Genomic DNA, 26,052 nt, shown 5'->3' on the forward strand with positions numbered 1-26,052 from the left:
AACAGATGGCCAACCGCTTGTCCGTGATCGCCACCCGCACCGGAGACGACGGCACCACCGGCCTGGGCGACGGCAGCCGCACCGCGAAGAACGCCCCGCGCATCGCCGCGCTGGGCGACGTCGACGAACTCAACAGCGCCATCGGGCTGCTGCAGACGCTGCCCGGGGTGCCGGCGGACATCGCGCAGGACCTCGATACCGTGCAGCACGATCTCTTCGACCTCGGGGCGGAGCTGTGCATACCCGGCCATCGCGCGCTGGCCGCCGGCCACGTCGCGTTCCTGGACGCCCGCCTGGCCCACTACAACGCCAGCCTGCCGGCCCTCAAGGAATTCATCCTGCCCGGCGGATGCCAGGCCGCGGCACAGGCCCACGTGGCGCGCACGGTCTGCCGCCGCGCCGAGCGCAGCGTGGTGGCGCTGCAGGCCCTGGAGCCGGTGGAAGCCGCGCCCCGGCAGTATCTGAACCGCCTGTCGGACCTGCTGTTCGTGCTCGCCCGCACGCTGAACCGCGCAGCCGGCCGGCCCGACGTCTACTGGCAGCGGCGCACGACCTGAGGCTTCAGCCCAGGCTCACCACCACATTGCCCAGCACCCTGCCCGACTCCACCGCCTCGTGCGCCGACACGATGTCGTCCAGCGCATACACCGCGCCCACCTGGTGTTCCAGCCGGCCATCCTGCATCAGGGCCTGCACGCGGTCGATGGCGCGCTGCCTGTCGGCGGGCAGCAGGTCATACACCAGGAAGAAGTGCAGGCTGATCGAGCGCGGCAGCCATGCGGCGAACTCCAGCGGCACGTCGCCCCGGAAATTCGAGCCGTAGCATACGAACGCCCCGTGCGCCGCCACCGCGCCTGCGGATACCAGCCGGGCGCTGGTGGAAAAGTCCATGTCGATGACTGCCTGCACCCCCTGTCCCTGCGTCAGCGCCAGCACGCGGTCGGCCACCGATTCGGTCTTGTAGTCGATGACATCGGCAAATCCCAGGCGCGCCAGCAGCGCCTTCTTGTCGTCCGAGCCCGCCGTACCGATCACCCGGGCGCCGGCGGCACGCGCCATCTGCGCCGCATAAAACCCCACGCCCGATGCCGCGCCGATGACGAGCACCGGCTTGCCGGCGATGTCGCCCGCCTTCTCCACCGCATGGGCAGCGGTCAGCGCCGGTATGCCGAGGCAGGCGCCCGCCTCGCAGGACACGCCGTCCGGCAAGGGCACCGCCTGCCCGGCCGGCACGACGATGAATTCCGCCGCCGTGCCGCGTGGACGCTGCCATTGGCCATTCCAGACCCACACCCGCTGCCCGGTCCGCGCGGCCGCCACGCCCTCTCCCACCCGGTCGATGACGCCGGCGCCGTCGCTGTGCGGCACGATCACGCCCTGCGTGACCGGCCTGCTGCCGGCGCGCGACTTCACGTCGGACGGGTTGACGCCCGAGGTGGCCAGCCGCACCCGCACCTCCCCCGGGCCGGGTTCGGGATCAGGCAGTTCGCCGACTTCCAGCACGTCGCGTGCGGGTCCGTTCCTTCCATACCAGGCTGCGCGCATGAGGCATCCTCCAAGAGTCAGGGAAAGTGCGGGGCTGCGCCCGGCCGCGGCAATCAGGACGCGGCCTACAGAATGTCTGCCTCCGACAGCGCCGGCGTCTCGGCGATGCGTTGCGTGATCGCGCGGCAGGCCTGCAGCAGCGGCCTCACATAGGCCGCTTCCGGGTCGTCCTTCTGCCGGAAACGCAATGTGCTCACGCTGATGGCGGCCACCGGCATGCCGCCCGCGCCGAAGACCGGCGCGCCGAAACAGTAGATGCCCGCCTCGTTCTCCTCTTCGTCGACGGCCCAGCCGCGCTCGCGCACCTGCCTGAGCTGGCGGCGCAGCGCATCGAGGTCTTCCAGGGTGTTGGGCGTATAGCGCTCGAAGGGCTGGGCCAGCGCTGCCAGCGCCGCTTCCTGCGCCGCCCCGTCGAGCATGGCCAGGTAGGCCTTGCCGACGGAGGTGGAGTGCATGGACACGCTGGTGCCGATGCGCGAGCTCATGCGTACGGCGCTGGGGCTCTCCAGCTTCTCGATGTAGGTCATGTGCGGGCCGTTGGGCACGGCCAGGTGCACGGTTTCTCCGGTGATATCCCGCAGGCGCTTGAGGTCTTCGACCGACGCCAGCCGGAGCTCGGAGCGGCCCCAGCTGCGGCTGGCGAGCTGGATCAGGCGCGGCCCGAGCGTGAGCTTGCCGGTGCGCGGATGCTCGGCGAGCAGGCGTTCGGCCACCAGCGCAGCCACCGTGCGATAGACCGTGGGACGCGGATAGCCGCTCAGCTTGCTGAGCTCGGCCACGGTCATGGGCTCCGGGGTGTCGGCCACCAGCTGCATCAGGTGCATGAACTTCGAGAACGCGGCGGTCCCCGCCACCTGGGCGCCGGATGATCGGGAGAGGGGCTGGGAAGCGGGCATGGCTGGACGCGTGGTGTTCGGAAGGCGGAAAGGCGCGGATACGGCGCAACCCCGCCATTATCTGCGCAAAGAATCCCCCGCGCAGCAACGCCCCTGCGCTTTGGACCGCGGCGCGTACGGGGATCCTAGGCCACCAGGTAGCCGCCGTCCACGGGCAGGATCACGCCGGTCATGAAGGCGGCGGCCGGCGTGCACAGGAAGACCACGCCGTCGGCCACGTCCTCGGGCTTGCCCCAGCGGCCCAGCGGGGTCCGCGCGAGGATGGGGCCGGAGCGCGCCGGATCGTCCTGCAGGGCCTGGGTCAGCGGCGTCGCGATCCAGCCCGGCGCCACCGCATTCACGCGGATGCCGTCTGCCGCATAGGCCAGGGCCAGCGACTTGGTCAGCTGCGCCACGCCGCCCTTGCTGGCCGCATAGGCCGGCACCAGCGAGCCGCCGAAGAAGCTGAGCATGGACGCCGTGTTGACGATGCAGCCGCCGCGCCGCGCCAGGCGTTCGCGCGCGGCGCTGCACACGCGCATGGTGCCGGTGAGGTTCACGGCCAGCACCTGCTCGAACACGGCCGGGTCGTGCTCCGCGCCGCGCCTGATGATGCCGGCGCAGTTCACCACGATGTCCAGCGCGTCCAGGCCCTCGAGCATGGCCTGCACGCCGTCGGCCTGGCTGACGTCGCCCAGGCGCACTTCGATGCCGGGCTCCAGCGCGCCGGCGCCGGACTCCAGGCCGGTTGCAATGGTGCGCGCGCCGAGCGCCGCCAGGCGGTTGGCGATGGCCGCGCCTATGCCCTGGGTGGCGCCGGTGACCAGCGCCGTCTTGCCCTTGAAGAGATCCGCTTGGTATGTCATGACGGGGATGAAGTCAGAAAGTGCCGGGATACGCGCCGCCGTCGGCCAGCACGTTCTGGCCGGTGAGGTAGCCGGCCTGCATGCTGCACAGGAAGGCGCAGATGGCACCGAACTCCTCGGCATTGCCGAAGCGTCCGGCGGGTATGCCGGCCTGGCGCGCCGCACGCACGGCGTCGAGGTCCTGGCCGGACTTGGCTGCCATGGCCGACAGCGCCGACTCGAGGCGGTCGGTGGCGAAGGCGCCCGGCAGCAGGTTGTTGATCGTCACGCCGCGGCTGGCGATGCTGCTGCGCGCCAGGCCCGCCACGAAGCCCGTGAGCCCGCTGCGCGCGCCATTGGACAGGCCCAGCACGTCGATGGGCGCTTTCACGGCGCTGGACGTGATGTTGACGATGCGGCCGAAGCCCCGTTCGGCCATGCCGTCCACCGTGGCCTTGATGAGTTCGATGGGCGTGAGCATGTTGGCCTCCAGCGCGGCCACCCACTGCGCGCGCCCCCAGTCGCGGAAGTCGCCCGGCGGCGGTCCGCCGGCGTTGGTGACGACGATGTCGTAGTCGCGCTGCACCGCGAAGATCTCGTCCCGGCCCGCCGGCGTGGTGATGTCCGCCGCCACGGCCTTCACGAAGCTGTCAGGCCGCGTGCGGGCCTGCAGCAGCTGCTGTTCGGCCGCCGCGAGGGCCTCGGCCCCGCGCGCCACGATGACCACGTTCACGCCCTCGCGCACCAGCGCGAGCGCGCAGCCGTAGCCCAGGCCCTTGCTCGCCCCGCCCACCAGGGCAGTCCTGCCCGATATGCCCAGATCCATGTTCACTCCTGGTTGCGTCCGGCCGGCGCTACGGGCGCATGCCGAACTTCTCTATCAACTGCTTGAAGGTTGCATTGTCGCGCTCCATGAGCGCGGTGAACGCCTGCTGGTCGGCCACCACGTAGCCCAGGTTCTGCTTGGCCATGAACTGCTTCAGGCTGTCCTCTGCCGCGGCCTTGCGGAATGCGGCGCCCAGCGTGTCCAGCACCGGCTGGGGCGTGCCCTTGGGCGCGGCGATGCCGCGCCACGTGCCGATGGACAGGTCGATCTTGCGTTCCTTCAGGGTGGGCACGTTCTCGAATCCCTTGACGCGCTCGTCGGCCATGACCGCCAGGGTCTTGAGCTTGCCGGCCTGCACGTACTGGACCACCTCGGCGGGGCTGACGGCCACCGCGTCGATGTGGCCGCCCAGCAGCGCCAGCACCGCGGGATTGCCGCCGTTGAACGGGATGTGGTTGAACCTGGCGCCGGTCTTGTCCTCCAGCGCAGCCGCGGCCAGGTGCCAGATCGAGCCGATGCCCGCGTTGCCCACCTGCATGGTCTCGGGCTTGGCGCGCGCGGCGTCCAGGAATGCCTCGATGGTGTCGTAGGGCGAGTCGGCCCGCACCGTGATCGCCGAAGGGTCGGCGTTGAGCTGGATGATGGGCGTGAACTGCTGGTAGGTGGTCTTGGTGAGGCCCAGGTGCGGAATGATCACCATGTCGGCCGTCACCAGCGCCAGCTTGTAGCCGTCCGGGGCGCTGTTGGCGACTTCGGTCAGGCCGATGCCGCCGGCTGCGCCCGGCTTGTTCAGGACCACGATGGGCTGCGGCAGGTGCTTGCGCGAAGCGTCGGACATGGCGCGCGCCATGGCGTCGGTGCCGCCGCCGGCGGCAAACGGCACCACCAGTTCGATCGAGCGGCTGGGAAAGCCCTTGTCCTGCGCCTGTGCGGCCGGCAGTGCGGCCAGCGCAACGGCGCCGAGCAGGGTGGAAAGAATGCAGTGGTTGAACACGCGGCGTTTCATGATGTCTCCAGTCTGGTTTTATTGCTGTCGTGGGGCGAGGGGCTCAGTAGGTGGCGCGCCCCCCGGAAAGATCGAATACCGCGCCGGTACTGAAAGTGCACGAGTCCGAACACAGCCAGGCCACCATTTCGGCCACTTCGCCGGGTTCGCCCAGGCGCCGCATCGGGCTCTTGGCGATCATGGTCTGCACATGGGCCGGCGACATCTGCTCGAGCAGGCTGGTGCGCACGGCGGCGGGCGCCACGGCGTTCACGCGGATGCCGGTGGGGGCCAGCTCCTTGCCCAGCGACTTGGTGAGCGCCAGCACGCCGGCCTTGGCGGCGCTGTAGGCGGCGGCGTCGGGCGTGCCCTCCTTGCCGGCCAGCGACGCCACGTTGACGATGCGTCCGGTATCGGCGGCGCGCATGACCGGAACCACGGCACGGCACACGTTGAACACGCCCGTCAGGTTTACCTGCACGATGCGGTCCCAGGCTTCGGGCTCGTACTGGTCCAGCGGCAGCGTGGGGCCGGCATAGCCGGCGCTGTTCACCAGCATGTGGATGGTGCCCAGGCGCGCCAGCGTACCGGCGCAGGCCTGGGCTACGCTGGCGCGGTCGGTCACGTCCACCGTCCAGGCGTGCCCTGCCGAGGCGGGCGGCTGCAGGTCCCACACCGCCACCGTGGCGCCGTGGTGGCGCAGCTGGCGCGCTATCTCGGCGCCGATGCCGCTGCTGCCGCCGGTCACGACGGCAACGCGCCCGGTGTAGTCGTATCCGGCCCTGGCGGAATGCATGGCATGCATGGCGCGCGCCTCACTTCGTGGCAACGAGCAGGCCCAGCCGGGACAGCAGCTCGCGAAAGCGCACGTTGTCGCTCTGGATGACCTGCGCGAACGCGTCCTGGTCCTTGTAGACCACGCTCAGGTTCTGCTTGGCCAGCGTGTCGCGGAACAGCGGCTCGTCGAGCGCGGCCCGGCTGATCCGGCGCAGGTCGTCCACCACGGGCTGCGGCGTTCCCTTGGGCGCAATCAGGCCGCGCCATGCGCCGATCACCACGTCGTGGCCTTTCTCGCGCAGGGTGGGCACGTCGGGGAAGGTGGCCATGCGCTCCTCGGCCATGATGCCCAGGATGCGCAGCTTGCCGGCCGCCACGTGCTGCGCCACCTCGGCAGGGCTGGTGACCACCGCGTCGATGTGCCCGCCCAGCAGCGAAAGCACGGCCGGGTTGGCGCCCGTGAACGGCACGGGATTGAGGTCCACGCCCACGGCGGCCTCGAACATCTCCGCGGCCAGGTGGTAGATGGACCCCATGCCCGGGTTGGCCACCTGCAGCCCGCCGGGATTCTGCTTCGCCGCCGCAATGAATTCCTCCACCGTCTTGTACGGCGCGTCGGCGCGCACGGTGAGCGCGGAAGGGTCTTCGCTCAGCATCGCCACGGGCACGAAATCGTCCACCGTCAGCTTGGTGAGCCCCAGGTGCGGAACGCTGGTCATGTCGACCGTGACGAATCCCAGGCGGTAGCCGTCCGGCTTGGCATTGCCCACGTCCGTGAGGCCGATGGCGCCGGCTGCCCCGGGCTTGTTCACCACCACGAAGCCGTGGGCCATGTGCGGCCTCGCCGCTTCCGCGAAGGCGCGCGCCACCACGTCGGTGCCGCCGCCCGGCGGGAAATTCACCACCAGCTCCACCGGACGCGCCGGATAATCGCCGGCCGCCGCGGCCGGGCCGGGCGAGCAGAAGATGCCGGCCGCCACGAAGGCGGCGGCCACGCCGTGCCATGCTTTCACTTTCTGTCTCCTCGCGGGCGCTATCGCCTCTTGTGATGGATCGTCAGCGGATGAACTGCTGCACGTAGTCTGCGCCCAGGCCCACCTCGGTGAAATGCCTGCGGCACATGTCGATCTTGGTGAAGACGTCTTCGTAGCCCGTGCCTTTGCCCCAGGGATCGGTGTAGTACATGACGCCGTTCACCTGGAAGTACGTGATCATCTCGTCCACATCGGGCGGCACGTACAGCGTGTGGGTCTCGCCCGGAGGCTCGAAGACATAGCTGCCCTCGGTGGCTTCCCAATCGTGCTCGAGATAGCGCCAGCGGCCCTTCAGCACGAAGCCGTGCACCGCCTGCGGATGCCGGTGGCGGCTCAGCACGCCCGACTTGCGCACCTTCAGCAGGTTCATCCAGTAGCCCTGGCTGGCGTTCAGACAGAGCGGCCGGAACCAGACGTTCTCGGCCTGCGGCACCCACAGCCGCTCGTCGGTGGGTATGGCATGGGGGATCACCAGTTCCGGCCGCGCCTCGGGCGGGTTGGGATGCTGGTACGGCATCATCGGATCGGCGTCGGGCTTGTCGATGGGCATGTTGTCTCTCCGCAGATTGTCCATATTATGGAATATATGTTTATGTTATGGACAAAGTATAGCCAGGGCCGCGCCCCCGCAAGATCCCGGGCTTTCCCTTAGCTGCACCACAACAAGACAAAGCCCCGCCAGCAGGCGGGGCTCGTGGTCTACGGCACGGCGCAACGCGCGGCCGCGGCGCGCCGGCCTAGCTGCGCGCCACGGGCCGCCCGTAGAAGGGATAGCTGGGATCGTTGTAGCCCGGCGTGGACGCGTGGCCCGGCGCCACCCAGCCATCGACCATGGCCTCTTCTTCCGGCGTCACGGCAACCTCGAGCGCCGCGTAGTAGTCCTCCATCTGGGCGATGGTGCGCGGGCCGGCGATCACCGAGCTGACGATGGGATTGGCCAGCACCCAGGCAGTGGCGAAATGGCCGGGCCGGATGCCGCGGCCGGTCGCGTATTCGGTGAGCTTGTGGGCGATCTGCAGCGATTTCTCACGGAACTCGGTATCCAGGATGCGCTTGTCGCCACGTCCGGCGCGGGTGTCGGGCGCCGGCGGCTGGCCGGGCGCATACTTGCCGGTGAGCACGCCGCGCGCGATGGGGCTGTAGGGAACCACGCCCATGCCATAGTGCGCGCAGGCGGGCAGGATCTCCACCTCCGGGCCGCGGTTCAGCATGTTGTAGTAGGGCTGGCACACCACGGGCCCGGGCACGCCCAGCTTGTCGCACAGGCGCATCACCTCGGCGATGCGCCAGCCCCGGAAATTCGACAGCCCATAGCTGCGCAGCTTGCCTGCGCGTATCAGGTCGCCCAGCGCCCGCAGGGGCTCCTCGAGATTCTCCTGGTGGAAATCGCGATGCAGGTACAGGATGTCGATGTAGTCGGTGCCCAGCCGGCGCAGGCTCTGCTCCACGCCGTGCACCAGCCACTGGCGTGAATAGTGCGAGCGGTTCGGGCCTTCGCCCATCTTGTTGCCGAGCTTCGTGGCCAGCACCCAGCCATAGCGGTCGCCGGCGATCAGGCGGCCCACCACCTCTTCCGAGCGCCCGCCGTTGTAGACGTCGGCCGTGTCGATGAAATTGATGCCGTGGTCGCGCGCCGAGGCCACGATGGCGGCGGCTTCCTCGTCCGGCGTCTGCTGCCCGAACATCATGGTGCCCAGGCAGAGCGGCGAAACGCGCAGATTGCTGTTGCCGAGTCGACGGTAGTCCATGCTTGCGTCCTTGCGTAGGGAGAATCGATGACGATGCCCCCCAGCATACCGCCGGAACCCCGCCCGCGCATGGCAGCTGGAGGTGTCAGACACCTTATACGCAGCGCCGGCGGTGTCTGACACCCTATACGCAATCATGACCGGATGGTGTCAGACACCTTATACGCGATCATGCATGGTGTCTGACACCCTATACGCAGTTGCGGAGGGCGTCAGGCGGGGTGGCCGGCTGGGGCGGTCAGTTCACGCCGGCGGCGTGGGCCTGCAGGTCGGCGTGGTAGGACGAGCGCACCATGGCGCCGACGGCGGCGTGCGTGAAGCCCATGGCATAGGCCTCGCGCTCGAACATCGCGAAGGTATCGGGATGCACGTAGCGCAGCACCGGAAGGTGGTGCTCGGAGGGCTGGAGGTATTGCCCTATGGTCAGCATGTCGACACCGTGCGCGCGCATGTCGCGCATCACTTCCAGGATTTCCTCGTCGGTCTCGCCCAGGCCCACCATCAGGCCGGACTTGGTCGGCACCTCGGGGTGCAGCGCCTTGAACTCGGCCAGCAGCTTGAGCGAGTGGGCGTAGTCCGAACCCGGACGCGCCTGCTTGTACAGGCGCGGCACCGTCTCGAGGTTGTGGTTCATCACGTCGGGCGGGCCGCTGTTGAGGATGGCCAGCGCGCGATCGAGGCGGCCGCGGAAATCCGGCACCAGGATCTCGATGCGGGTCTCGGGCGACAGCGCCCGCACCTGCGTGATGCAGTCCACGAAGTGCGCCGCGCCGCCATCGCGCAGGTCGTCGCGGTCGACGGAGGTGATCACCACGTACGACAGCTTCAGCGCGGCGATGGTGCGGGCCAGGTTGGCCGGCTCGTGCGGATCCAGCGGATCGGGGCGGCCGTGGCCCACGTCGCAGAACGGGCAGCGGCGCGTGCATTTGTCGCCCATGATCATGAAGGTGGCCGTGCCCTTGCCGAAGCATTCGCCGATGTTGGGGCACGACGCCTCTTCACAGACGGTATGCAGGTTGTGCTCGCGCAGGATGCGCTTGATGTCGTAGAAGCGCGAGCCCGGCGAGGCCGCGCGCACGCGGATCCACTCGGGCTTCTTGAGGCGCTCGGCCGGCACGATCTTGATCGGGATGCGCGCCGTCTTGGCCTGGGACTTCTGCTTCTGCGTGGCGTCGTAGGCCGTGGGCGTGGCGGCGGACGCCTGGGATGCTGCGTCCGCGGCGGGCGCGGGAGACACGGGGCTGGACATGGGGCACCTTCGGGGCGGGCTCGGCCCGCCGGATCACAAAAGGGTTAGTGTACCCATTAAGCGGGAGCCCGGTCCGCGGCGCCGGCCCGCAGCGCAGGCGGAGCCCGCCGCAATCCCGCAAGAATGCGCCCGGCCAGGGCCTCCCCCACCGCTTCGAGGGAGGCCGCGACGCCGCAACTGGCCATGTCCGTCGTGCGCAGGCCTGCATAGCCGCAGGGATTGATGCCCAGGTAGGGCGCCAGGTCCATGTGCACGTTGAGCGACACGCCGTGATAGGCGGCGCCGTTGCGCACCTTCAGGCCCAGGGCCGCGATCTTGGCCAGCGTGCCATCGGCCGCGTGCGGCACGTACACGCCCGGCGCGCCGGACTGGCGGCAGGCGCCGGCCACGCCGAAGGCGGCCAGCGTGGCAATGACGGCATCCTCCAGCAGGGCGACGTAGTCGCGCACGTAGATGCCGGCGCGCCGCAGGTCCACCAGCGGATAGACGGTGACCTGCCCCGGGCCGTGATAGGTGACCTGGCCGCCGCGATCGCAGCGCACGACCGGGATGGCGCCCGGCGCCAGCAGGTGGCTGTCGAGCCCGGCCTGCCCCAGCGTGTAGACCGGCGCATGCTCGCACAGCCAGACCTCGTCGGGCGTTGCCGGCGTGCGGCGCTCGGCATGCGTCCGCATGGCGTGCCACACCGGCTGGTACTCGGCCGGCCGCGCCAGCCATTTGACCGCGGTTTCCACGCCTACAGGACGATGGACACCATGGGATGGCCATGCAGCGCGCAGTACAGCGCATCGAGCTGCTCGCGCGAGGTGGCGCGGACGGTGAACGTGAGCCCGAGGTAATTGCCGCCCTTGCTGGGACGCATCTCGACGGTGGCGGGATCGAACCCGGGATCGTGCTGCAGCACGACTTCGGTGAGCGCCTGGGCAAAATCCGGATGATGCCTGCCCATCACCTTGATGGGAAAGTCCGAGGGATATTCGATCAGGGATTCTTCGGGGGGAATGTTCATGGCGGGCTGCCCGGCAGCGATGGCCGGCTCATGCAGGAATGGCCCGGACCGCGCGGCGCGCGGCCCGGCGGCGGCCGCTAGAGCGCGGCGATACGGGCATCATACCCCGCACGCAGGCGGGCATAAACCGGGCCGGGCCGGCCCTCGCCCACCGGACGGCCGTCGAGGCGCACCACCGGCAGGAGCTCCTTGGTGGCGGACGACACCATGATCTCGTCGGCAGCGCCGACTTCCTCCTGGCTGATGCGGCGCGCCTCGAAGGCAATGCCGGCCTCCTCGGCCAGTTCGCCCATGAGGCCGTAGCGTATGCCTTCCAGGATGAGGTTGTTCTTGGGCGGGGCCAGCAGCTTGCCGCCGGACACCACCCAGACGTTGGACGAGGAGCCTTCGGTGAGCCAGCCGTCGCGGAACTGCAGCACTTCGTCGGCGCCCGCGTCCACGGCCTGCTGGCGCGCCAGCACGTTGCCCAGCAGCGACACGGACTTGATCTCGCAGTGCAGCCAGCGCTCGTCGGGGATGGAGATCGCCACGATGCCCTGGTCGCGCTGCGCGGCCGACGGCGGATTGAACGCGGAGGTCATGCCGAACACGGTGGGCGGGACGGCCACGGCCGGGAAGGCATGGTCGCGCTTGGCCACGCCCCGCGTGACCTGCAGGTAGACGATGCAGGTGGGCGTGGCGGCGCGCTCGATCAGCTGCGTCACCACGGACTCCCAGCCCTTGCGATCGAAGGGCTGCGCGATGCGCAGCGCCGCCAGACTGCGGTCGAGGCGATCGAGGTGCTCGGCCATGCGGAATGGCTTGCCGCGATAGACGGGCACCACCTCGTAGATGCCGTCGCCGAAGATGAAACCGCGGTCCAGCACCGAGACCTTGGCCTCGTCGATGCGCATGAACTCGCCATTGAGATAGACCTGGCTGTCGGCCGGCATGCCCGGGATCATGAAGTACTCCTGAAGTAGGTTATTGGAACCAGCGGGTCACCACGTCGACCATGCGCCCGAAGAAGCCGGCGCGCTCCACGTCCTGCTGCACCACCAGCGGCTCGGTGCGCAGCAGCTTGTCGTCCAGCGTGAGCTGCAGCGTGCCCACCTGCTGGCCCTTGGTGAGGGGGGCCACCAGCGGGTCGGTGCGCTGCGCCACGGGCTTGATCTCGGTACCTTTGCCGCGCGGCACGGAGAGCCAAACGGGCTGCGGCGGCCCCAGGCGCACGCTGTCCACCTTGCCTTCCCACACGCGCACGTCCAGGCCGGGCTGGTTGTCGCCGTACAGCTTCACGGTGTCGAAGTTCTGGAAGCTCCAGTTGAGCAGCTTCAGGCTTTCCTCGGCGCGCGTGGCTTCGCTGTCGGCGCCCACCAGCACCGTCAGGATGCGGCGATCGCCGCGCTGCGCCGTGGTGACCAGGCAATAGCCCGCCGAGTCGGTATGGCCGGTCTTCATGCCGTCGACCGAAGGATCCGCCCACAGCAGGCGGTTGCGGTTGGGCTGCGTGATCTTGTTGTACGTGTACTCTTTCTGCTTGTAGTAGTGGAAGTAGTCGGGGTGGTCGGAGATCAGGTGCGCGGCCAGGATGGCGAGGTCGCGCGTGGTGGTGACGTGCTGCGGATCGGGCAGGCCCGTGGCGTTCATGAAGTGGGTGTTCTTCATGCCCAGGCGCGCGGCCTCCTGGTTCATCAGCGCCGCGAAGGCGCCTTCGCTGCCGGCCACGGCCTCGGCCAGGGCCACCGAGGCGTCGTTGCCCGACTGCACGATCATGCCCTGGTTGAGCTCGTCCACCGTGACCGGCTTGCGCGGCTCGATGAACATGCGCGAGCCGCCGGTGCGCCACGCATGCTCGGACACCGTCACCTGCTGGTCCAGCGTGATGCGCTTTTCCTCGAGGGCGTTGAACACCACATAGGCCGTCATGATCTTGGTGAGCGAGGCCGGCTCGATCTTCATGTCGGGATTCGACGAGGCCAGGGTCTGTCCACTGTTCACGTCCACCGAAATCCAGGCCTTGGCCGCGATGGTGGGCGCCGGCACCGGCGACATGTCGCCGACCTGCGCGGCAGCCGGGTCGGCGAAGGCCAGCATCTGGGCCGGCGTCTGCGAGGCCGGCGCGGCCGGCGCCGGCTGGGCGGCGGCAGGCATCGAGGCGGCGACCAGCACCGAGGCCAGGGTGGCCGCCAGCGCGCGGCGCGCATACGCAAGAGGAACGTGAACGGACTGGGAAGAATTCTTCATCGGCAACGGTATCCAGGGAAACGCCCCGGCATGCGGGGCGGAAGGCTGACAATTATAGGCAGCGTATCCGACCCGTCCCTGAAGAGAACGTTCCGGATGCCGCAGAAGTTGCAACGCAATATGGCGGGAAGCAGGGGCCTTGCAGTGCGCGCCGGCTAGCCGAGCGCAAGCTTGAGATGCCCCAGCACGAGCTGCTTGAGCAGCACCAGCTTGCCGTGGAAGAAATGCGTGGCGCCCGGCACCACGACCACCGGCAGGTTGCGCGGACGCGCCCAGTCGAGCGCCTCGGCGCAGGGCACGACCTCGTCTGCCTCGCCATGGACCATCAGCGTGTCTGCGGGCACGCGCAGTTCGCCCGGCTGGAACCGGCCCACGGCCGCGCCCATCAGCATCAGCGCCGCCGGCAGCGGCGTGGAGCCGGCTGCGGCCAGCCGATCGTACAGGGCGGCGGCCACCGAAGTGCCGAACGAGAAGCCGCCCAGCACCCACGGGGCATCGGCCAGTTCCGGATGGCGCTCGCGCAGCTGGGCAACCAGGGCGAGCATGTCTTCGGTTTCGCCTGCCGATTTGTCGAAGCTGCCCTCCGACCCGCCCACCCCGCGGAAATTCGGCCGCACGGCAAGCAGGCCGCGCTGCACGCAGGCCCGCGCGATGGTGGTGACCACCTTGTTGTCGCGGGCGCCGCCCTGCAGCGGATGCGGGTGCAGCACCAGGGCCCAGCCCTGCGGCGCCGAGTCGGGCCAGTCGAGCGCGCATTCGATGCGGCCGGCCTCGCCCTGGAAGGTATCGATTTCCGTGCGTGCGGACATGATGCTTGCGTATCCGTGGCAAAGCCCACATGTTAACGCCGCGGGCGCCGGGGGCCGCGGCGGTGTCCTACAATTCCGGCCATGTCCGTACCTGCCCCTTCCCAAGCCGAGCTGCCCGCGCCCGACGACATGGCGCGCGCGCTGGCCGGCGCCCTGCCCGCCTTCCGGCAGGTGCGCTGGGTGGCATCCACCGGTTCCACCAACGCCGACCTGCTGGCCCAGGCGCGCGACGAATCCGCCCCCCGCAAGCCCTGGCTGCTCGGCGCCCACCAGCAGACCAGCGGCCGGGGCCGCGCCGGCCGGCCATGGCAGAACCGCCCCGGCGCCACCCTGATGTTCTCGTGCGCCTTCGACGTCGACGTGCCCGCCGCAGTACTGGCATCGCTGTCGCCGCTGGCGGGCCTGGTGGTGTGCGAAGCGCTGCGCCGCCTCGCCGGGCCGGGCGCCGACGCGCTGCGCGTGAAATGGCCGAACGACGTGCAATGGCGCGACGCCAAGCTGGCGGGCATCCTGGTCGAGACCACGCGCAATCCCGCTCCGGATGCCAGCGGCCATGCCGTGGTCTTCGGCGTGGGCATCAATCTTGCCGACGGGCCCGCGCTGTCGCAGGCGCTGCAGCGCCAGGTGGCCGACTGGCAGGCCGTCGCCAGCATGCCGGGCGCGCCCCCCAGCGGCCCGACCGAACTGGTGTGCGCCGTGGCCGGCGCGCTGCACCGGGCGCTGCAGGGCTGGCAGTCCGGCGGCTTCGACGCCTTCGTGGCCCGCTACGCGCAGGTCGATGCGCTGGCCGGCCAGGACGTGAACGTGCTGGACCAGGGCCAGGTCATACAGCAGGGCGTCGCCCAGGGCGTGGACGCCCAGGGACGCCTGGTGCTGGCCACCGCGGGCGGCCTGCTGCCCGTGACGGTCGGCGAAGTCTCGGTGCGTGCACGATGATCGTTCTCCTCGACTCCGGCAACAGCCGCCTGAAGGCCGGCTGGCTGCGCCTCGTCGACGGCAGGCCCGTGCGCGAGCCGGCCGCCGCGGTTTTCGACAAGCCGGATCCCGAAACGCTGGACGCCTGGCTGGCCAGCCTGCCCGAGCCCCCGCACGCGGCCGTGGGCGTGAACGTGGCGGGCCCGGCGCGGGGCATGGCCATCGAGGCGGCCCTGCAGGCGCGCGGCTGCAGCCTCTCGTGGAAGCTGGCCGAGATCCGCACGCTGGACCTGGTCAACGCCTATGCCACGCCTGCCCAGCTCGGCCCCGACCGCTGGGCCTCGCTGCTGGGCGCGCGCGCGCGGCTGCCGCACGCGCACCCGCCATTCATCCTCGCCAGCTTCGGCACCGCCACCACCATCGACACCGTCGGCCCGGACGGCGTGTTCCCGGGCGGCATGATCCTGCCCGGCCCTGCCCTGATGCGCACGTCGCTGGCCACGGGCACGGCGCAGCTGCCCCAGGCCAGCGGCCGTGTCGTGCCCTATCCCACCGATACGCACCAGGCCATCGCCACGGGGGTGGCCGCTGCCCAGGCCGGCGCGCTGCTGCGCCAATGGCTGGCAGGGCTGGAGCGCTACGGCGTGGCACCCGAAATCTATGTGGCCGGGGGCGGCTGGCCCGATGTGCGCGACGAGGTCGAACGCCTGCTGCGCCAGGTGGGCACGGCCTACGCTGCCACGCCGCGCCCCACCTACCTGGAAAGCCCGGTGCTCGATGGCCTGGCTGCCTGGACGCGGGCCCAGCCCCTGCCCTGACCCCGGCCCCCGCCAAGGAGATCCCCGATGCGCGTGCTGTTCCTGCTGATCGTACTGGCGAACGTCTGGGCCTACGCCCTGGGCCAGGGCTGGCTGGGCGTCCCGCCCAACGACGAAGGCCGCAATCCCGCGCGCCTGGCACAGGAACTGAATGCCGGCCAGGTCTCGCTGACCACGCGATAGGCGCCAGGCGCGCCAGGCGTCAGTGCCGCAGGAGGGGCGCCAGCGCCTCGATCGTGCGGGCCGTGGCGCCGGCATGCGCGGCGGTCCAGGTCCGCGCGGCCTCCCGCATGGCCGCGCGGCGCGGCGCATCGGCAAGCAGCGCCAGGGCGGCATCCACCGCAGCCCGCGCGTCGGGCACGCGCAACGCGGCACCGGCGGCCAGCGCGTCGCGCACCGCCTGCTCGAAATTGCGGGTGTGCGGCCCCACGATCACCGGCGCGCCGGCTGCGCAGGCCTCGATCAGGTTCTGTCCGCCCAGCGGCGCAAAACTGCCCGCCACCACCGCGACATCGCAGGCGGCATAGTAGAAAGGCATCTCGCCCAGGGTATCGCCCAGCAGCACGTCCACGTCCGCGTCCGCGTCCGGCGGCGGGCCGCCTGCCGAGCGCCGCACCGCCCGGATGCCGGCCGCGCGCAGCTGGGCCGCGGCCGCATCGAAGCGCTGCGGATGCCGCGGGATCAGCAGATACAGCGGACGGACCGCCGCATCGTCGCGCACGGCGCGCAGGGCCTCGATGAACAGCGCATCCTCGCCTTCGCGCGTACTGGCCAGCGCCACCACCGGGCGGCCGAGCGCATCTCGCCACGCCCTTCCCGCCTCCAGCTGCGCGGCCGGCAGGGCCAGGTCGAACTTCAGGTTGCCGGTGACCTGCACCGGGCCCGCGCCGGCTGCCTGCAGGCGCCGCGCGTCGTCCGGCGTCTGCGCCAGCACGGCCTGCAATCCGCCCAGCGCTTCGCGCATCGCCTGGCCCAGCCAGCCCGCCTGGCGCTGCGCCGACTCGGAGAAGCGGGCGCTGACCAGGGCCATGGGCACGCCACGCCCGCGCGCGGCGGCGAGCAGGTTCGGCCAGACCTCGCGTTCGATCAGCAGGCCGCAGCGCGGCGCATGGCGCGCCAGGAAACGTCGCGTGGCGCCGGGGAAGTCGTAGGGCAGCCAGGTCTGGCGCAGCTGGCCGGCGGCCAGCGCCGGCCCGAACAGGCGCGCGCCCTCGGCCCGGCCGGTGGCCGTGGTGTGCGTCAGCAGGACGGGCAGGCCGCGGTCCAGCAGCGCCTGCACCAGAGGCTGCGCGGCCCGCGTCTCGCCCAGGCTCACTGCATGCACCCACACCGCCGGCGCGGCGGGCGCCGCCTCCTGGCCCGGCTCGGCTCCGCCGAAGCGGGCGGCCGAGAATATGCCCCACTGGCCGCCGGCCCGGCGGGCGCGCCGCCACATCCACAGCCAGAGCAGCGGCGCCAGGCCGCGCAACGCCAGCGTGTAGACGCCGCGCCGCATCGCCTAGACGGCCGCCAGGGCCTGCTCGACCGCGGCCAGCACCGCCTCGCGCGACGGCGAGGCGCCCCGGTCGCCCAGGCTGGCCGTGTAGTTGGCGCCCACCAGCGGCGTGCGCACCGGCGTGGAGGCGCGGTAGATGCCGATGGTGGGGCGGCCGAGCGCGGCCGACAGGTGCGTCAGGCCGCTGTCCAGGCCCACCATCAGGCGCGCCCCTGCCAGCAGCCGGGCCACCGCGGTCAGGTCCATGCGGGGCATGACTTCCACGCCCTCCATGCCCGCCACCAGCACGCGCGCGCGCTGGGCCTCCTGCTCGTTGCCGGCCAGCAGCTTCAGCTCGCAGCCCGCCTCGCGCAGGCGCCGGAACACCGCGCGCCAGTCGTCCTCGGGCCACAGCTTGTCGTCACGGCTGGCCGACGGCATGATCACCGCATAGCCGCGGTCGACATTGAGATGATGCAGCGTGCGGCCGGCCTCCGGCGGGTCCTCCTGCGCTTCGGCCTGCGGACTGAAATGCTGCAGGCCGAAATCCGGCGGGCCGGCGTATTCGTAGCCGAACGCCAGCGAGGCCAGCTTGCGCTGGCGTATCACGGCGGGCTGCCAGAACTCCACGCGGTGGCGCACGTCGTAGAACAGCGAGGCCAGGGGCTCGCGCGCCGAGCGCCAGTCCAGGCCATGGCGCACGCCGCGCGCCTGCCGCACCAGCCAGGCGGACTTCAGCAGCGCCTGCATGTCGAGCACCACGTCGTACTCCTGCGCGCGCAGGCGCTCGCGCAGCGCGCGCCGTTCGGCGCGCACCTGCCCCGACAGCCACGCCTTGCGCCAGCGGCGGTGCGCCACGCGGATGACGTCGTGCACCGCCGGATGCCAGGCGGGGATTTCAGCGAACGCCTCTTCCACCACCCAGTCGATCTGCGCATCGGGGACGTGACGCGCGATGTCGGAGATCGCCGGCAGCATGTGCACCAGGTCTCCCAGGGAGGAGGTGCGGACGATGAGAATGCGGATGGGCATGGATCGAGCGGAACGGGACTCGCAGCGGGGCAAGCCCCCGGATAAACGATGGTCGATGGCACGGCAGCATAACCGATTGGGCCGCCGCGGCGCCCCGCAGTCCCGGACGCTTACTGGCCGATGGGCGAAGAAGCCGGGGGTTCGAGGGAATCCGCCTGCGCCTCCTGCTCCAGATGCACCCAGTCGACGATCTCGCTGCCGGGGCTGTAGCCGGACACCAGCTGCTGCAGCATGCGCCGTATCACGCCGACGTCGTTGAGGTCGAGCGCCAGCTCCAGGGCCCTGAGTTTTTCCTCCAGCACCGGCCAGGGCAGGAAATCCTCGTTCGCCTTCATGATGCGGGGATGCGGCGTGGGATTGGGGTTGTCGCCGATCAGCAGTTCTTCATACAGTTTCTCGCCGGGCCGCAGCCCGGTGATCACGATCTCGATGTCGCCCTCCGGATTGCTGGCGTCCTGCACCGTCAGGCCGGAAAGCTCGATCATGCGGCGTGCCAGGTCCATGATGCGCACGGGCTGCCCCATGTCGAGCACGAACACCTCGCCCCCCTTGGCCATGGCGCCGGCCTGGATGACCAGCTCGGTCGCTTCGGGAATCGTCATGAAGTAGCGCGTGATGTCGGGATGCGTCAGCGTGACCGGCCCGCCGTCGCGTATCTGCTGGCGGAACTTCGGCACCACGGAACCGGACGAGCCCAGGACGTTGCCGAACCGCACCATGGTGAACCGCGTGCGGGGCGATTTCTCCACGAGGGCCTGCAGCACCATTTCGGCCAGCCGCTTGCTGGCGCCCATGATGTTGGTGGGCCGCACCGCCTTGTCCGTGCTGATGAGCACGAAATCGGACACGCCCTGCTCGGCCGCCACCGATGCCGTCACGAGCGTGCCCCAGACGTTGTTCCTCACGCCCTCGGCCGGGTTGTGCTCCACCAGCGGCACGTGCTTGTAGGCTGCCGCATGATAGATGGTGTCGGGCTGCCAGGTGGAGATGATGGCGCGCATGTGCGTTTCGTCGCGCACCGATGCCAGCAGCGGCACGATGGGCGGGACGCTGGCGGGCGCCTGGATGTCCGCATGGCCCGACTCCATCAGGTGCTCGTCCTGCAACTGCTCGAGTTCGGCGTGGATGGAATAGAGCGCGTGCTCGTTGATCTCCACCAGCAGCAGCCGCGCGGGATCCAGCTTGAGGATCTGCCGGCACAGCTCGCTGCCGATGGACCCGCCGGCGCCGGTCACCAGGACCACCTTGCCGGTGATGTTCTTGCCCAGCAGGATATGGTTGGGCGCCACGGATTCCCGGCCCAGCAGGTCGTCGATGTCCAGCTCGCGCAGATCCGAGGTGCTGACCTTGCCTTGCGCCAGGTCGGTCACGCTGGGCAGGGTGCGCACCAGCACGCGTGCGGCCCGCATCGTGGCCAGGATCTCGTTGCGCCGCCGCCGCCCTATGGACGGCATGGCCAGCAGGACCGTGCCTATCCCCTGGGATTCCACCAGGCCCGACAAGTCGTCGGGGCTGTAGATGGGCAGGCCATTCAGGACATGGCCGTGCAGGCGGTCGTCGTCGTCGAGAAAGCCCACCACCTGCATTTCGTGGCTGTTCCCCAATGCCGCGACGAGCTGGCGCCCGGCGCTGCCCGCGCCGTAGACCAGCACCTTGGGCAGGGCGGCCCGCCGCAGCTGCGACTGGTACATGCCGCCGAGCCAATAGCGCGCGACGGCACGCGACGCGCCCACTGCCAGGAGCAGCAGCATGGGCTGGATGATGCCGATGCTGCGCGGCACGCCCGGCAGGCCCACCGCCGTGATCACCGCCATGTACAACAGGCCGTAGATGCCGAAGGCCCGCACCACATAGGCGATGGCATGCAGGCTCGAATGCCGGAAGATCACCCGGTAGAAGCCGTGCGTGATGAACAGCGGCAGTGCCAGGACCAGCGAAACGGCCACCGCGAGCTGCGGCTGGAACACGGCATCGCCGGACAGCCTCACCCAGGTGTCCAGGCGCAGGTAGAAGGCGATCCAGACCGTCAGGACACAAAGGCTGGCATCGACCGCGAGCGCGATCGAACGCTTGGCGATGCGCGGCATCGCCAGCAAGGGCAATGCCAGCCAGGCCAGGGGGGTTCCCATTCAAGCTCCCATATTCGTCTTCAGTGCGAAACGCCGTCCCGGCGCACCACCCGGACCGCGGTCAGCCAGAGGATCCGCAGATCGAACCAGAACGACTGGCGCCGCAGGTACTCCGCATCCAGCTTCACTTTCTCGGGTATCGGCAATTCGTCGCGTCCGTTGACCTGCGCCCATCCCGTCAGCCCCGGCGTGAGCACATGCACCCCGGCTTCGGTGCGCAGGGCGACCAGGTCGTCCTGGTTGAACAGCGCCGGGCGCGGCCCGACGAAACTCATGTCGCCCTTGAGAATGCTCCAGAGCTGCGGCAGCTCGTCCAGGCTGGACTTGCGCAGGAATGAGCCGATGGGCGTGAGGTAGGCGCCGGGATTCTGCAACAGATGCGTGGCCACCGCGGGCGTGTCGATGCGCATGCTGCGGAACTTGGGCATGCGGAAGATGCGGTTGTGCCGACCGACCCTGTCGCTCCAGTAGAGCACGGGCCCCGGCGAGGTGAGGCGCACCAGCAGGGCCACGACGAGACCGGGCCATACGAGCACCACGCCCGCACAGGCCGCCAGCAGCAGATCGAAGATGCGCTTGATCGTCATGATGGCGCCCTATCGCGGCCGCGCGTCGGCAAAAGCCTCGCGCCAGCCTTCGGCGGGATCGACCTGCGGCTCCCACTGCAAGGTATTCCTGGCGTGCGAGGGGTCGATTTCAAGAGAAGCCATGAGCTTGTCGGCCAGCCCGGCCTTGCCCACGGCGGCAGCCAGGGCCCGCAGGATGGCGGAGGGCACCGGCACGAGCCGCGCCGGCCGGCCCCGGGCGGCCGCCATGAGGCGGACCAGGTCCGCCGTGGACAACACGGCGGTATCGCTGGCGAGGAACAGCTGCCCCGCCGCGGCGGGCGCATGCACGCACAGGCAAAGGAAGCGCGCCAGGTCCTCGACGTGTATGAAGCTGCGCCGGTTGTGCAGCGCGCCGAAAGGCAGCGGCAGACCGCTGGCCACCAGGCGCGCCAGCCGGCCGAAGTTGCCTGGCGCACCCCTGCCGTATACGAGGGGCGGGCGCACCACACATGTCTCCAGCTGCGTGCCCGCCGAGATCTCCCGCAAGGCCTCCTCGGCTTCCAGCTTGGAGACCGCGTAGTCCCCTGCCGGCCTGGGCTCGCTGGCCTCGGTGAACACCTCGCCCGGCCCGGTGCGGTCGCCGTTCACGCCGATCGAGCTGACGTAGACGAAGCGCTGCACGCCGGCCCCGAGGGCCCAGCGCGCCAGCGCGGCGGTGGCGTCCCGGTTGACGCGGCGGAACGCCGGCAGGGGATCGGCCAGGGTTTCGTCCAGCACATGGGCGCGCGCTGCCAGGTGCACGATGGCGTCGGGCCGCAGACCGCCGAGCACGGCATCGAGCGGCTCGGTGAGATCGGCGGCGATACAGGTCAGGCCGCCTGCCTGGGGCATGCGCCGGCTGAGCGCCACCACCCGGTGCCCCTCCTGGAGCAGGCGGGCGCAGACGCGGCGGCCTATGAATCCGCTGGCTCCCGTCACCAGTACCTGCAACGTGGACCTCATGGGGCAGGCTCCGTCAAGACTGCGCAACGCCACGGAAGAGCGCTGCGTAGGCACTTCCGAGCGGCGGGCCGGCAAACAGGCGCTCGTACCGAGCCCGCGCCCCCTGCCCCAGCCTGCGGGCCAGGCCCTCATCGTCCAGCAGTGCGTTCATGGCATCCGCCAGCGCGCGCTCGTCCTCCGGTGGCACCACCAGGCCGCTTTCGCCATCGGCATTGACGAAGGAAGTACCCGAGCCGATTTCGCAGGAAACCAGCGGCCTGCCCAGCATCGCGGCCTCGACCAGCACCATCCCGTACGCCTCCGAACGCAGGTGCGAAGGCAGCACGAAGGCGCGGCAGCGGCTCATCAGCCCAACTTTCTGCGCGTCGGTGACCTGCCCGGCGAACACCACGTTGTGCGCCCCCTGCTGGGTCGTCAGGGCCTGCAGGGCCTCGCGCTCGGGCCCGGAGCCCGCGATGACGATGCGTGCCTTCACGTGCCGGGCGGCGCGCACCAGCGTGTGCAGCCCCTTGTAGTAGCGCAGCGCCCCGAGGAACAGGAAATAGGGCTCGCCGTCCTGCAGCCCCAGGCGCGCGATGATGCCGGCATCCTCCGGCATGGCGGTCTCATTGATGCCGAGAGGAATCGCCCGGACCTTGTGCTTCCAGCGCGGATCCGACAATACCGGGCTGGTTTGCGCATAAGTCGGCGACGTCGCCACGATGGCCGACACGGAATCCAGCGTGCGCCGCATCAGCGGGCCATAGAGCCAGCCCAGCCAGCGCTGCCGCACGATATCCGAGTGATACACCAGCACCGACGGCGCCGCCGGCCGCACCGCCAGGTGCAGCAGGTCCGCATACGGCCATGGAAAGTGGTAGCAGATCACCTGGGACTCCCTGGCCAGGCGGGCGAACTGCCGTAACGCATCGGGCCCGCCCAGGTCGCAGGAAGCCGGCGCAAGCCAGGAACGGGCCCGTACCACGCGAGCCTCGGGTTGCCGGATCTCTCCGGGCTGCGGCGTAGGCGACAGCGCGAACACCGTGCTCTGTACGCCGTACTCGCGGGTGGCCAGGCAGATCTGCCGGGCCGCTTCCGCGACACCGCCGGGCGGGTCGGGGAAATACGTGCGGTACACGTGCAGCACTTTCATCGCAGCACCTGCTCGTAGACTGCCCGGGTCCCGGCGGCACAGGCCTGCCAGGTCAACTCGCGAGCCCGGGCGAGGCCCGCCGAACGCAGCCGGGCCGCCAGCGCGTCATCGCCGGCCAGCGCGCGCATGGCCTGCGAGATCTCGCCGGCGCTTTGCGGATCGACCAGCAGGGCGGCGTCGCCGGCCACTTCGGGCAGCGACGTGGTATTGGACGTGATCACCGGCAAACCCGAAGCGAAGGCCTCGACCACCGGCAGGCCGAAACCCTCGCACAGGGAAGGAAACACCAGCGCAGCCGCCGACTGCATCAGGGCGCGCACTTCCGCGTCAGGCAGGTATTGCAGCCAGCGCACGTGCGCGCCTGCCTGCGCATCCTCCATGCGCGCGACCAGGGCGTCGCAACCCCACCCCGACCGGCCCACCATGACCAGCGGCATGTCGCGCTGCAGTCCCGCCGGCAGGCTGGCGTGCGCATCCAGGACGCGCTCCAGGTTCTTGCGCGGCTGCAGCGTGCCCACGAAGAGGAAAAAGCGGTTCGGCAACCCCAGCCGCTGCAGCACGGCCTCGCGCGATGCCGCGTCGATCGGTTCGAAGAAGCGGGGATGCACGCCCAGCGGAATGACGCTGATCCGCCCGGCCTCGATGCCGAAATGCCGGATGATCTCCGTCTTCGAGTACTCGGAGATCGTCACGACGTGGTCCGCCCAGCGGCACGCCCGGCGCCACAGCCAGCGCTTCGGCCCCGCCAGCTGCGTGCGGATCCACTGGGGATGCGACAGGGGAATCGCGTCCATCACGGTGGCCACCACGGGGATGCGCGAGAATTTCGGGACCAGGTGGTCGGTGGCATGGTAGAGATCCACCTTGCCGGCCAGGTGGCGCTCTTCGGGCCACCTCAAGGGGCTGAACGCGCACAGCGCGGCCCTCGGGGGATACCATCCCAGGTCCACGCCGGCGTCGATACCCGGCAAGGCATCGTCGTGGCAGAACAGGCGGTGCCCCACGGACAGCAGCGACAGCCCCGGCTGTGCCAGCAGCGCGCTGCCGAGCTCGCGGGTATACGAGCCGATGCCGTCGACGCCGCCGTGCGCCAGGCCCCGCGCCAGTATGGTCGTGCCGAAGCCAACCCGCATCAATGCCTGCCTTCGGAGTACATCCAGTGCAGGGTGTCGCGCAGGGCAATGGCCTGCAACGGGCCGATGGCGGCCTCCAGCCGGCTCGCGTCGCCCTGCAGCCTGTGCACCTCGTTGGCGCGCACGAAAGCCGGGTTCACGCGCACCTCGATGCGGTAGCCCGCCATCTCTTCCATCATGGCGATCACCGCCTTCAGCGACACGGCCTGGCCCGAACAGACGTTGAATACGCCGCCCGCCGGCGCCAGCTGCAACAGGCGCCGGTACGCATCCACCACCCGCCGCACGTCGGAAAAATCCCGCTCGACGTCGATGTTGCCCAGCTCGATGACCCGCTCGTCGCGCTGGAAGTGACCCACGATCTTGGGCAGGAGGAACTGCGGCGACTGCCCCACGCCCGTGTAATTGAACGGCCGCGCGATCACGATGGGCAGCCGGTCCGTCCACAGGCGCGCCATGTATTCCATGGCCAGCTTGCTGACGGCATAGTCGTTGGCCGGATTCGGCGCCACCGATTCGTCGATGCGCTCCACCTCCGCATTGCCGTAGATGTTGGCGCTGCTGGCCAGCAGCACGGCCGTAGGCCTGGCGGACAGCCCGGCCAGCGCCTCCAGCAGGTTGCGCGTACCCACCACGTTGGTGCGGTAGATGGCGTCGGCATCCCCGTGCGCCACGAACGCGATGGCCGCCAGGTGCGCCACGACGTCGGGCTGCACCTCCTGCACGACCCGCGCCAGCCCGGCCCGGTCGCAGAGGTCCACGGCATACATGTCCGGCCCGGCCGGCTCCGAGCCGTGCGCCGTGCCGAACACCCGATAGCCGGCATCGGCCAGCGCCCGCGCCAGGTAGCGGCCGGTGAAGCCACCCAGCCCCGTGATCAGCGCCCGCGGCGCGTCAGAACGAGAAGCCATTGCCGTTGCGCCGCAAATCGGCTTCGACCATCATCGCGCACAGCTGCTCCAGCGTGGTGCGCGGCTCCCAGCCCAGCTTCTGCCTGGCCTTCTCCGGATTGCCGATCAACAGGTCCACCTCGGCGGGACGGTAGAACTTGGGGTTCACCTTCACCAGCGTCTTGCCGCTGGCGCTGTCTATGCCCACTTCATCCTCGGCCTTGCCCTTGAACTCCAGTGCAATGCCGGCGGCCTTGAACGCCATGCTGACGAAGTCGCGCACGGTCTCGGTGCGATTGGTGGCCAGCACGAAGGTGTCGGGCTCGTCGGCCTGCAGCATGCGCCACATGCCTTCCACGTACTCCTTGGCAAAGCCCCAGTCGCGCTTGGCGTCCATGTTGCCCAGCTCCAGCACGTCGAGCTTGCCCAGCTTGATCTTGGCGACCGAGTCGGTGATCTTGCGGGTGACGAACTCGCGGCCGCGCAGCGGGGACTCGTGATTGAAAAGGATGCCGCTGCAGCCGAAGATGTCATAGCTTTCGCGGTAGTTCACCGTCATCCAGTGCGCGTACAGCTTGGCCACGCCGTACGGGCTGCGCGGGTAGAACGGCGTGCTCTCCACCTGCGGTATGGCCTGCACCTTGCCGAACATCTCCGACGTGCTGGCCTGGTAGAAGCGGATCTTCGGGTTGACGATGCGGATGGCTTCCAGCAGGTTCAGCGGGCCGATGCCGGTGATCTCCGCCGTGGTCACGGGCTGGTCGAACGAAACGCCCACGAAGCTCTGCGCCGCCAGGTTGTAGACCTCGGTGGCGCCCGTGCTCTGCAGCAGGCGGATGCTGGCAGACAGGTCGGTAAGGTCGTACTCGACCAGGTGCAGGTTGGGATGCTTGTCGATCCCGAGTTCCTCGATGCGCCAGAAGTTCACCGAACTGGTGCGGCGATACGTGCCGTATACCGTGTAGCCCTTCTCGAGCAGCAGCTGCGCCAGGTAGGCGCCGTCCTGGCCGGTGATGCCGGTGATGATGGAAGCTTTTGTGGTCATTGTGGT

28 protein-coding genes are annotated in these 26,052 nt (G+C 69.9%); 4 read left to right on the forward strand and 24 right to left on the reverse strand.

Annotated elements, in window-relative coordinates; all coding sequences use genetic code 11:
* Positions 1-5: 5 nt before the first annotated feature.
* Positions 6-557, forward strand: coding sequence for a cob(I)yrinic acid a,c-diamide adenosyltransferase (locus tag ACYBYQ_RS19830; protein WP_459616134.1), 552 nt, complete (start codon positions 6-8; stop codon positions 555-557).
* A 4-nt stretch (positions 558-561) separates the two neighbouring features.
* On the opposite strand, the gene ACYBYQ_RS19835 is transcribed toward ACYBYQ_RS19830, so the two are convergent.
* The 15 genes from ACYBYQ_RS19835 to ACYBYQ_RS19905 all read right to left on the reverse strand — a co-directional run bounded on the left by ACYBYQ_RS19835 (position 562) and on the right by ACYBYQ_RS19905 (position 13,928).
* Positions 562-1,545, reverse strand: coding sequence for an NADPH:quinone reductase (locus ACYBYQ_RS19835; RefSeq protein WP_459616135.1), 984 nt, complete (start codon positions 1,543-1,545; stop codon positions 562-564).
* A gap of 65 nt (positions 1,546-1,610) precedes the next feature.
* Positions 1,611-2,441 carry an IclR family transcriptional regulator gene (locus ACYBYQ_RS19840; protein ID WP_459616136.1) on the reverse strand — a complete coding sequence of 277 codons (831 nt, stop codon included), beginning with the start codon at positions 2,439-2,441 and terminating at the stop codon, positions 1,611-1,613.
* Positions 2,442-2,566: 125 nt separating this feature from the next.
* Entirely contained in the window at positions 2,567-3,286 is a 720-nt protein-coding gene (locus ACYBYQ_RS19845; protein WP_459616137.1) for an SDR family NAD(P)-dependent oxidoreductase, read from the reverse strand.
* A gap of 13 nt (positions 3,287-3,299) precedes the next feature.
* On the reverse strand, positions 3,300-4,091 hold the full coding sequence (locus tag ACYBYQ_RS19850) for an SDR family oxidoreductase (protein ID WP_459616138.1): 792 nt from the start codon (positions 4,089-4,091) through the stop codon (positions 3,300-3,302).
* Between the two features lie 28 nt (positions 4,092-4,119).
* Entirely contained in the window at positions 4,120-5,097 is a 978-nt protein-coding gene (locus tag ACYBYQ_RS19855) for a tripartite tricarboxylate transporter substrate binding protein (protein WP_459616139.1), read from the reverse strand.
* Between the two features lie 43 nt (positions 5,098-5,140).
* The gene (locus ACYBYQ_RS19860; protein ID WP_459618832.1) at positions 5,141-5,872 is read right to left on the reverse strand and encodes an SDR family NAD(P)-dependent oxidoreductase; all 732 of its coding nucleotides are present in this window, start codon (positions 5,870-5,872) and stop codon (positions 5,141-5,143) included.
* 19 nt (positions 5,873-5,891) lie between these two features.
* Positions 5,892-6,866, reverse strand: a complete 975-nt coding sequence (locus ACYBYQ_RS19865; protein ID WP_459616140.1) for a tripartite tricarboxylate transporter substrate binding protein — start codon at positions 6,864-6,866, stop codon at positions 5,892-5,894.
* A gap of 43 nt (positions 6,867-6,909) precedes the next feature.
* Positions 6,910-7,437 (reverse strand): 2,4'-dihydroxyacetophenone dioxygenase family protein, encoded by a 528-nt coding sequence (locus tag ACYBYQ_RS19870; protein ID WP_459616141.1) that lies wholly within the window; start codon positions 7,435-7,437, stop codon positions 6,910-6,912.
* A 187-nt stretch (positions 7,438-7,624) separates the two neighbouring features.
* Positions 7,625-8,635 carry an aldo/keto reductase gene (locus ACYBYQ_RS19875; RefSeq protein ID WP_459616142.1) on the reverse strand — a complete coding sequence of 337 codons (1,011 nt, stop codon included), beginning with the start codon at positions 8,633-8,635 and terminating at the stop codon, positions 7,625-7,627.
* A gap of 238 nt (positions 8,636-8,873) precedes the next feature.
* Positions 8,874-9,884, reverse strand: a complete 1,011-nt coding sequence (gene lipA / locus ACYBYQ_RS19880) for a lipoyl synthase (RefSeq protein ID WP_459616143.1) — start codon at positions 9,882-9,884, stop codon at positions 8,874-8,876.
* 56 nt (positions 9,885-9,940) lie between these two features.
* Positions 9,941-10,558 (reverse strand): lipoyl(octanoyl) transferase LipB, encoded by a 618-nt coding sequence (gene lipB, locus ACYBYQ_RS19885; protein ID WP_459618833.1) that lies wholly within the window; start codon positions 10,556-10,558, stop codon positions 9,941-9,943.
* Positions 10,559-10,620: 62 nt separating this feature from the next.
* Positions 10,621-10,893, reverse strand: a complete 273-nt coding sequence (locus ACYBYQ_RS19890; protein WP_459616144.1) for a YbeD family protein — start codon at positions 10,891-10,893, stop codon at positions 10,621-10,623.
* 77 nt (positions 10,894-10,970) lie between these two features.
* Positions 10,971-11,837 (reverse strand): D-amino acid aminotransferase, encoded by an 867-nt coding sequence (locus ACYBYQ_RS19895; RefSeq protein WP_459616145.1) that lies wholly within the window; start codon positions 11,835-11,837, stop codon positions 10,971-10,973.
* Positions 11,838-11,856: 19 nt separating this feature from the next.
* Positions 11,857-13,026, reverse strand: a complete 1,170-nt coding sequence (locus ACYBYQ_RS19900) for a D-alanyl-D-alanine carboxypeptidase family protein (protein ID WP_459618834.1) — start codon at positions 13,024-13,026, stop codon at positions 11,857-11,859.
* Positions 13,027-13,274: 248 nt separating this feature from the next.
* Positions 13,275-13,928 carry an alpha/beta hydrolase gene (locus ACYBYQ_RS19905; protein ID WP_459616146.1) on the reverse strand — a complete coding sequence of 218 codons (654 nt, stop codon included), beginning with the start codon at positions 13,926-13,928 and terminating at the stop codon, positions 13,275-13,277.
* An 81-nt stretch (positions 13,929-14,009) separates the two neighbouring features.
* On the opposite strand from ACYBYQ_RS19905, the gene ACYBYQ_RS19910 reads away from it, so the two are divergent.
* Genes ACYBYQ_RS19910 through ACYBYQ_RS19920 form a run of 3 tightly spaced genes read left to right on the forward strand, consistent with a single transcriptional unit; the run spans position 14,010 to position 15,844 of the window.
* Positions 14,010-14,864 (forward strand): biotin--[acetyl-CoA-carboxylase] ligase, encoded by an 855-nt coding sequence (locus tag ACYBYQ_RS19910; protein WP_459616147.1) that lies wholly within the window; start codon positions 14,010-14,012, stop codon positions 14,862-14,864.
* Positions 14,861-15,661 (forward strand): type III pantothenate kinase, encoded by an 801-nt coding sequence (locus ACYBYQ_RS19915; protein ID WP_459616148.1) that lies wholly within the window; start codon positions 14,861-14,863, stop codon positions 15,659-15,661. Before ACYBYQ_RS19910 ends, ACYBYQ_RS19915 begins: the two co-directional genes overlap by 4 nt.
* Positions 15,662-15,688: 27 nt before the next feature.
* Positions 15,689-15,844, forward strand: coding sequence for a hypothetical protein (locus ACYBYQ_RS19920; RefSeq protein ID WP_459616149.1), 156 nt, complete (start codon positions 15,689-15,691; stop codon positions 15,842-15,844).
* 19 nt (positions 15,845-15,863) lie between these two features.
* Here the strand turns inward: ACYBYQ_RS19920 and ACYBYQ_RS19925 are convergent, their stop codons facing one another.
* The 9 genes from ACYBYQ_RS19925 to gmd all read right to left on the reverse strand — a co-directional run bounded on the left by ACYBYQ_RS19925 (position 15,864) and on the right by gmd (position 26,046).
* A complete protein-coding gene (locus ACYBYQ_RS19925; RefSeq protein WP_459616150.1) occupies positions 15,864-17,156 on the reverse strand; it encodes a 3-deoxy-D-manno-octulosonic acid transferase in 1,293 nt (430 codons plus the stop codon).
* A gap of 3 nt (positions 17,157-17,159) precedes the next feature.
* Positions 17,160-18,167 (reverse strand): lipopolysaccharide heptosyltransferase I, encoded by a 1,008-nt coding sequence (waaC, locus tag ACYBYQ_RS19930; protein WP_459616151.1) that lies wholly within the window; start codon positions 18,165-18,167, stop codon positions 17,160-17,162.
* 110 nt (positions 18,168-18,277) lie between these two features.
* Positions 18,278-20,296 (reverse strand): polysaccharide biosynthesis protein, encoded by a 2,019-nt coding sequence (locus ACYBYQ_RS19935; protein ID WP_459616152.1) that lies wholly within the window; start codon positions 20,294-20,296, stop codon positions 18,278-18,280.
* 20 nt (positions 20,297-20,316) lie between these two features.
* Positions 20,317-20,877 (reverse strand): sugar transferase, encoded by a 561-nt coding sequence (locus ACYBYQ_RS19940; protein WP_459618835.1) that lies wholly within the window; start codon positions 20,875-20,877, stop codon positions 20,317-20,319.
* Between the two features lie 15 nt (positions 20,878-20,892).
* Positions 20,893-21,846 (reverse strand): NAD-dependent epimerase/dehydratase family protein, encoded by a 954-nt coding sequence (locus ACYBYQ_RS19945; RefSeq protein WP_459616153.1) that lies wholly within the window; start codon positions 21,844-21,846, stop codon positions 20,893-20,895.
* Positions 21,847-21,859: 13 nt separating this feature from the next.
* Positions 21,860-22,978, reverse strand: a complete 1,119-nt coding sequence (locus tag ACYBYQ_RS19950) for a glycosyltransferase (protein ID WP_459616154.1) — start codon at positions 22,976-22,978, stop codon at positions 21,860-21,862.
* Positions 22,975-24,111 carry a glycosyltransferase family 4 protein gene (locus ACYBYQ_RS19955; RefSeq protein ID WP_459616155.1) on the reverse strand — a complete coding sequence of 379 codons (1,137 nt, stop codon included), beginning with the start codon at positions 24,109-24,111 and terminating at the stop codon, positions 22,975-22,977. The genes ACYBYQ_RS19950 and ACYBYQ_RS19955 overlap by 4 nt, the downstream gene beginning before the upstream one ends.
* Positions 24,111-25,022 (reverse strand): GDP-mannose 4,6-dehydratase, encoded by a 912-nt coding sequence (locus ACYBYQ_RS19960; protein ID WP_459616156.1) that lies wholly within the window; start codon positions 25,020-25,022, stop codon positions 24,111-24,113. Before ACYBYQ_RS19960 ends, ACYBYQ_RS19955 begins: the two co-directional genes overlap by 1 nt.
* Entirely contained in the window at positions 25,006-26,046 is a 1,041-nt protein-coding gene (gene gmd / locus ACYBYQ_RS19965) for a GDP-mannose 4,6-dehydratase (RefSeq protein ID WP_459616157.1), read from the reverse strand. Before gmd ends, ACYBYQ_RS19960 begins: the two co-directional genes overlap by 17 nt.
* Positions 26,047-26,052: the final 6 nt, after the last annotated feature.

The organism is Bordetella sp. 2513F2, from assembly GCF_054642735.1.

Excerpts from the sequence above, each read along its gene's own strand:
- ACYBYQ_RS19875 (WP_459616142.1), bottom strand. The coding sequence starts at position 8,635 with ATGGACTACCGTCGACTCGGCAACAGCAATCTGCGCGTTTCGCCGCTC.
- ACYBYQ_RS19870 (WP_459616141.1), bottom strand. The coding sequence starts at position 7,437 with ATGCCCATCGACAAGCCCGACGCCGATCCGATGATGCCGTACCAGCAT.
- ACYBYQ_RS19840 (WP_459616136.1), bottom strand. The coding sequence starts at position 2,441 with ATGCCCGCTTCCCAGCCCCTCTCCCGATCATCCGGCGCCCAGGTGGCG.
- ACYBYQ_RS19920 (WP_459616149.1), top strand. The coding sequence starts at position 15,689 with ATGCGCGTGCTGTTCCTGCTGATCGTACTGGCGAACGTCTGGGCCTAC.
- lipB (WP_459618833.1), bottom strand. The coding sequence starts at position 10,558 with ATGCGGACGCATGCCGAGCGCCGCACGCCGGCAACGCCCGACGAGGTC.
- ACYBYQ_RS19895 (WP_459616145.1), bottom strand. The coding sequence starts at position 11,837 with ATGATCCCGGGCATGCCGGCCGACAGCCAGGTCTATCTCAATGGCGAG.
- ACYBYQ_RS19910 (WP_459616147.1), top strand. The coding sequence starts at position 14,010 with ATGTCCGTACCTGCCCCTTCCCAAGCCGAGCTGCCCGCGCCCGACGAC.
- ACYBYQ_RS19860 (WP_459618832.1), bottom strand. The coding sequence starts at position 5,872 with ATGCATTCCGCCAGGGCCGGATACGACTACACCGGGCGCGTTGCCGTC.
- ACYBYQ_RS19900 (WP_459618834.1), bottom strand. The coding sequence starts at position 13,026 with ATGCCTGCCGCCGCCCAGCCGGCGCCGGCCGCGCCGGCCTCGCAGACG.
- lipA (WP_459616143.1), bottom strand. The coding sequence starts at position 9,884 with ATGTCCAGCCCCGTGTCTCCCGCGCCCGCCGCGGACGCAGCATCCCAG.
- ACYBYQ_RS19850 (WP_459616138.1), bottom strand. The coding sequence starts at position 4,091 with ATGGATCTGGGCATATCGGGCAGGACTGCCCTGGTGGGCGGGGCGAGC.
- ACYBYQ_RS19955 (WP_459616155.1), bottom strand. The coding sequence starts at position 24,111 with ATGCGGGTTGGCTTCGGCACGACCATACTGGCGCGGGGCCTGGCGCAC.
- ACYBYQ_RS19945 (WP_459616153.1), bottom strand. The coding sequence starts at position 21,846 with ATGAGGTCCACGTTGCAGGTACTGGTGACGGGAGCCAGCGGATTCATA.
- ACYBYQ_RS19950 (WP_459616154.1), bottom strand. The coding sequence starts at position 22,978 with ATGAAAGTGCTGCACGTGTACCGCACGTATTTCCCCGACCCGCCCGGC.
- ACYBYQ_RS19935 (WP_459616152.1), bottom strand. The coding sequence starts at position 20,296 with ATGGGAACCCCCCTGGCCTGGCTGGCATTGCCCTTGCTGGCGATGCCG.
- ACYBYQ_RS19915 (WP_459616148.1), top strand. The coding sequence starts at position 14,861 with ATGATCGTTCTCCTCGACTCCGGCAACAGCCGCCTGAAGGCCGGCTGG.
- ACYBYQ_RS19925 (WP_459616150.1), bottom strand. The coding sequence starts at position 17,156 with ATGCGGCGCGGCGTCTACACGCTGGCGTTGCGCGGCCTGGCGCCGCTG.
- ACYBYQ_RS19835 (WP_459616135.1), bottom strand. The coding sequence starts at position 1,545 with ATGCGCGCAGCCTGGTATGGAAGGAACGGACCCGCACGCGACGTGCTG.
- gmd (WP_459616157.1), bottom strand. The coding sequence starts at position 26,046 with ATGACCACAAAAGCTTCCATCATCACCGGCATCACCGGCCAGGACGGC.
- ACYBYQ_RS19890 (WP_459616144.1), bottom strand. The coding sequence starts at position 10,893 with ATGAACATTCCCCCCGAAGAATCCCTGATCGAATATCCCTCGGACTTT.
- ACYBYQ_RS19830 (WP_459616134.1), top strand. The coding sequence starts at position 6 with ATGGCCAACCGCTTGTCCGTGATCGCCACCCGCACCGGAGACGACGGC.
- waaC (WP_459616151.1), bottom strand. The coding sequence starts at position 18,167 with ATGCCCATCCGCATTCTCATCGTCCGCACCTCCTCCCTGGGAGACCTG.
- ACYBYQ_RS19960 (WP_459616156.1), bottom strand. The coding sequence starts at position 25,022 with ATGGCTTCTCGTTCTGACGCGCCGCGGGCGCTGATCACGGGGCTGGGT.
- ACYBYQ_RS19905 (WP_459616146.1), bottom strand. The coding sequence starts at position 13,928 with ATGTCCGCACGCACGGAAATCGATACCTTCCAGGGCGAGGCCGGCCGC.
- ACYBYQ_RS19855 (WP_459616139.1), bottom strand. The coding sequence starts at position 5,097 with ATGAAACGCCGCGTGTTCAACCACTGCATTCTTTCCACCCTGCTCGGC.
- ACYBYQ_RS19845 (WP_459616137.1), bottom strand. The coding sequence starts at position 3,286 with ATGACATACCAAGCGGATCTCTTCAAGGGCAAGACGGCGCTGGTCACC.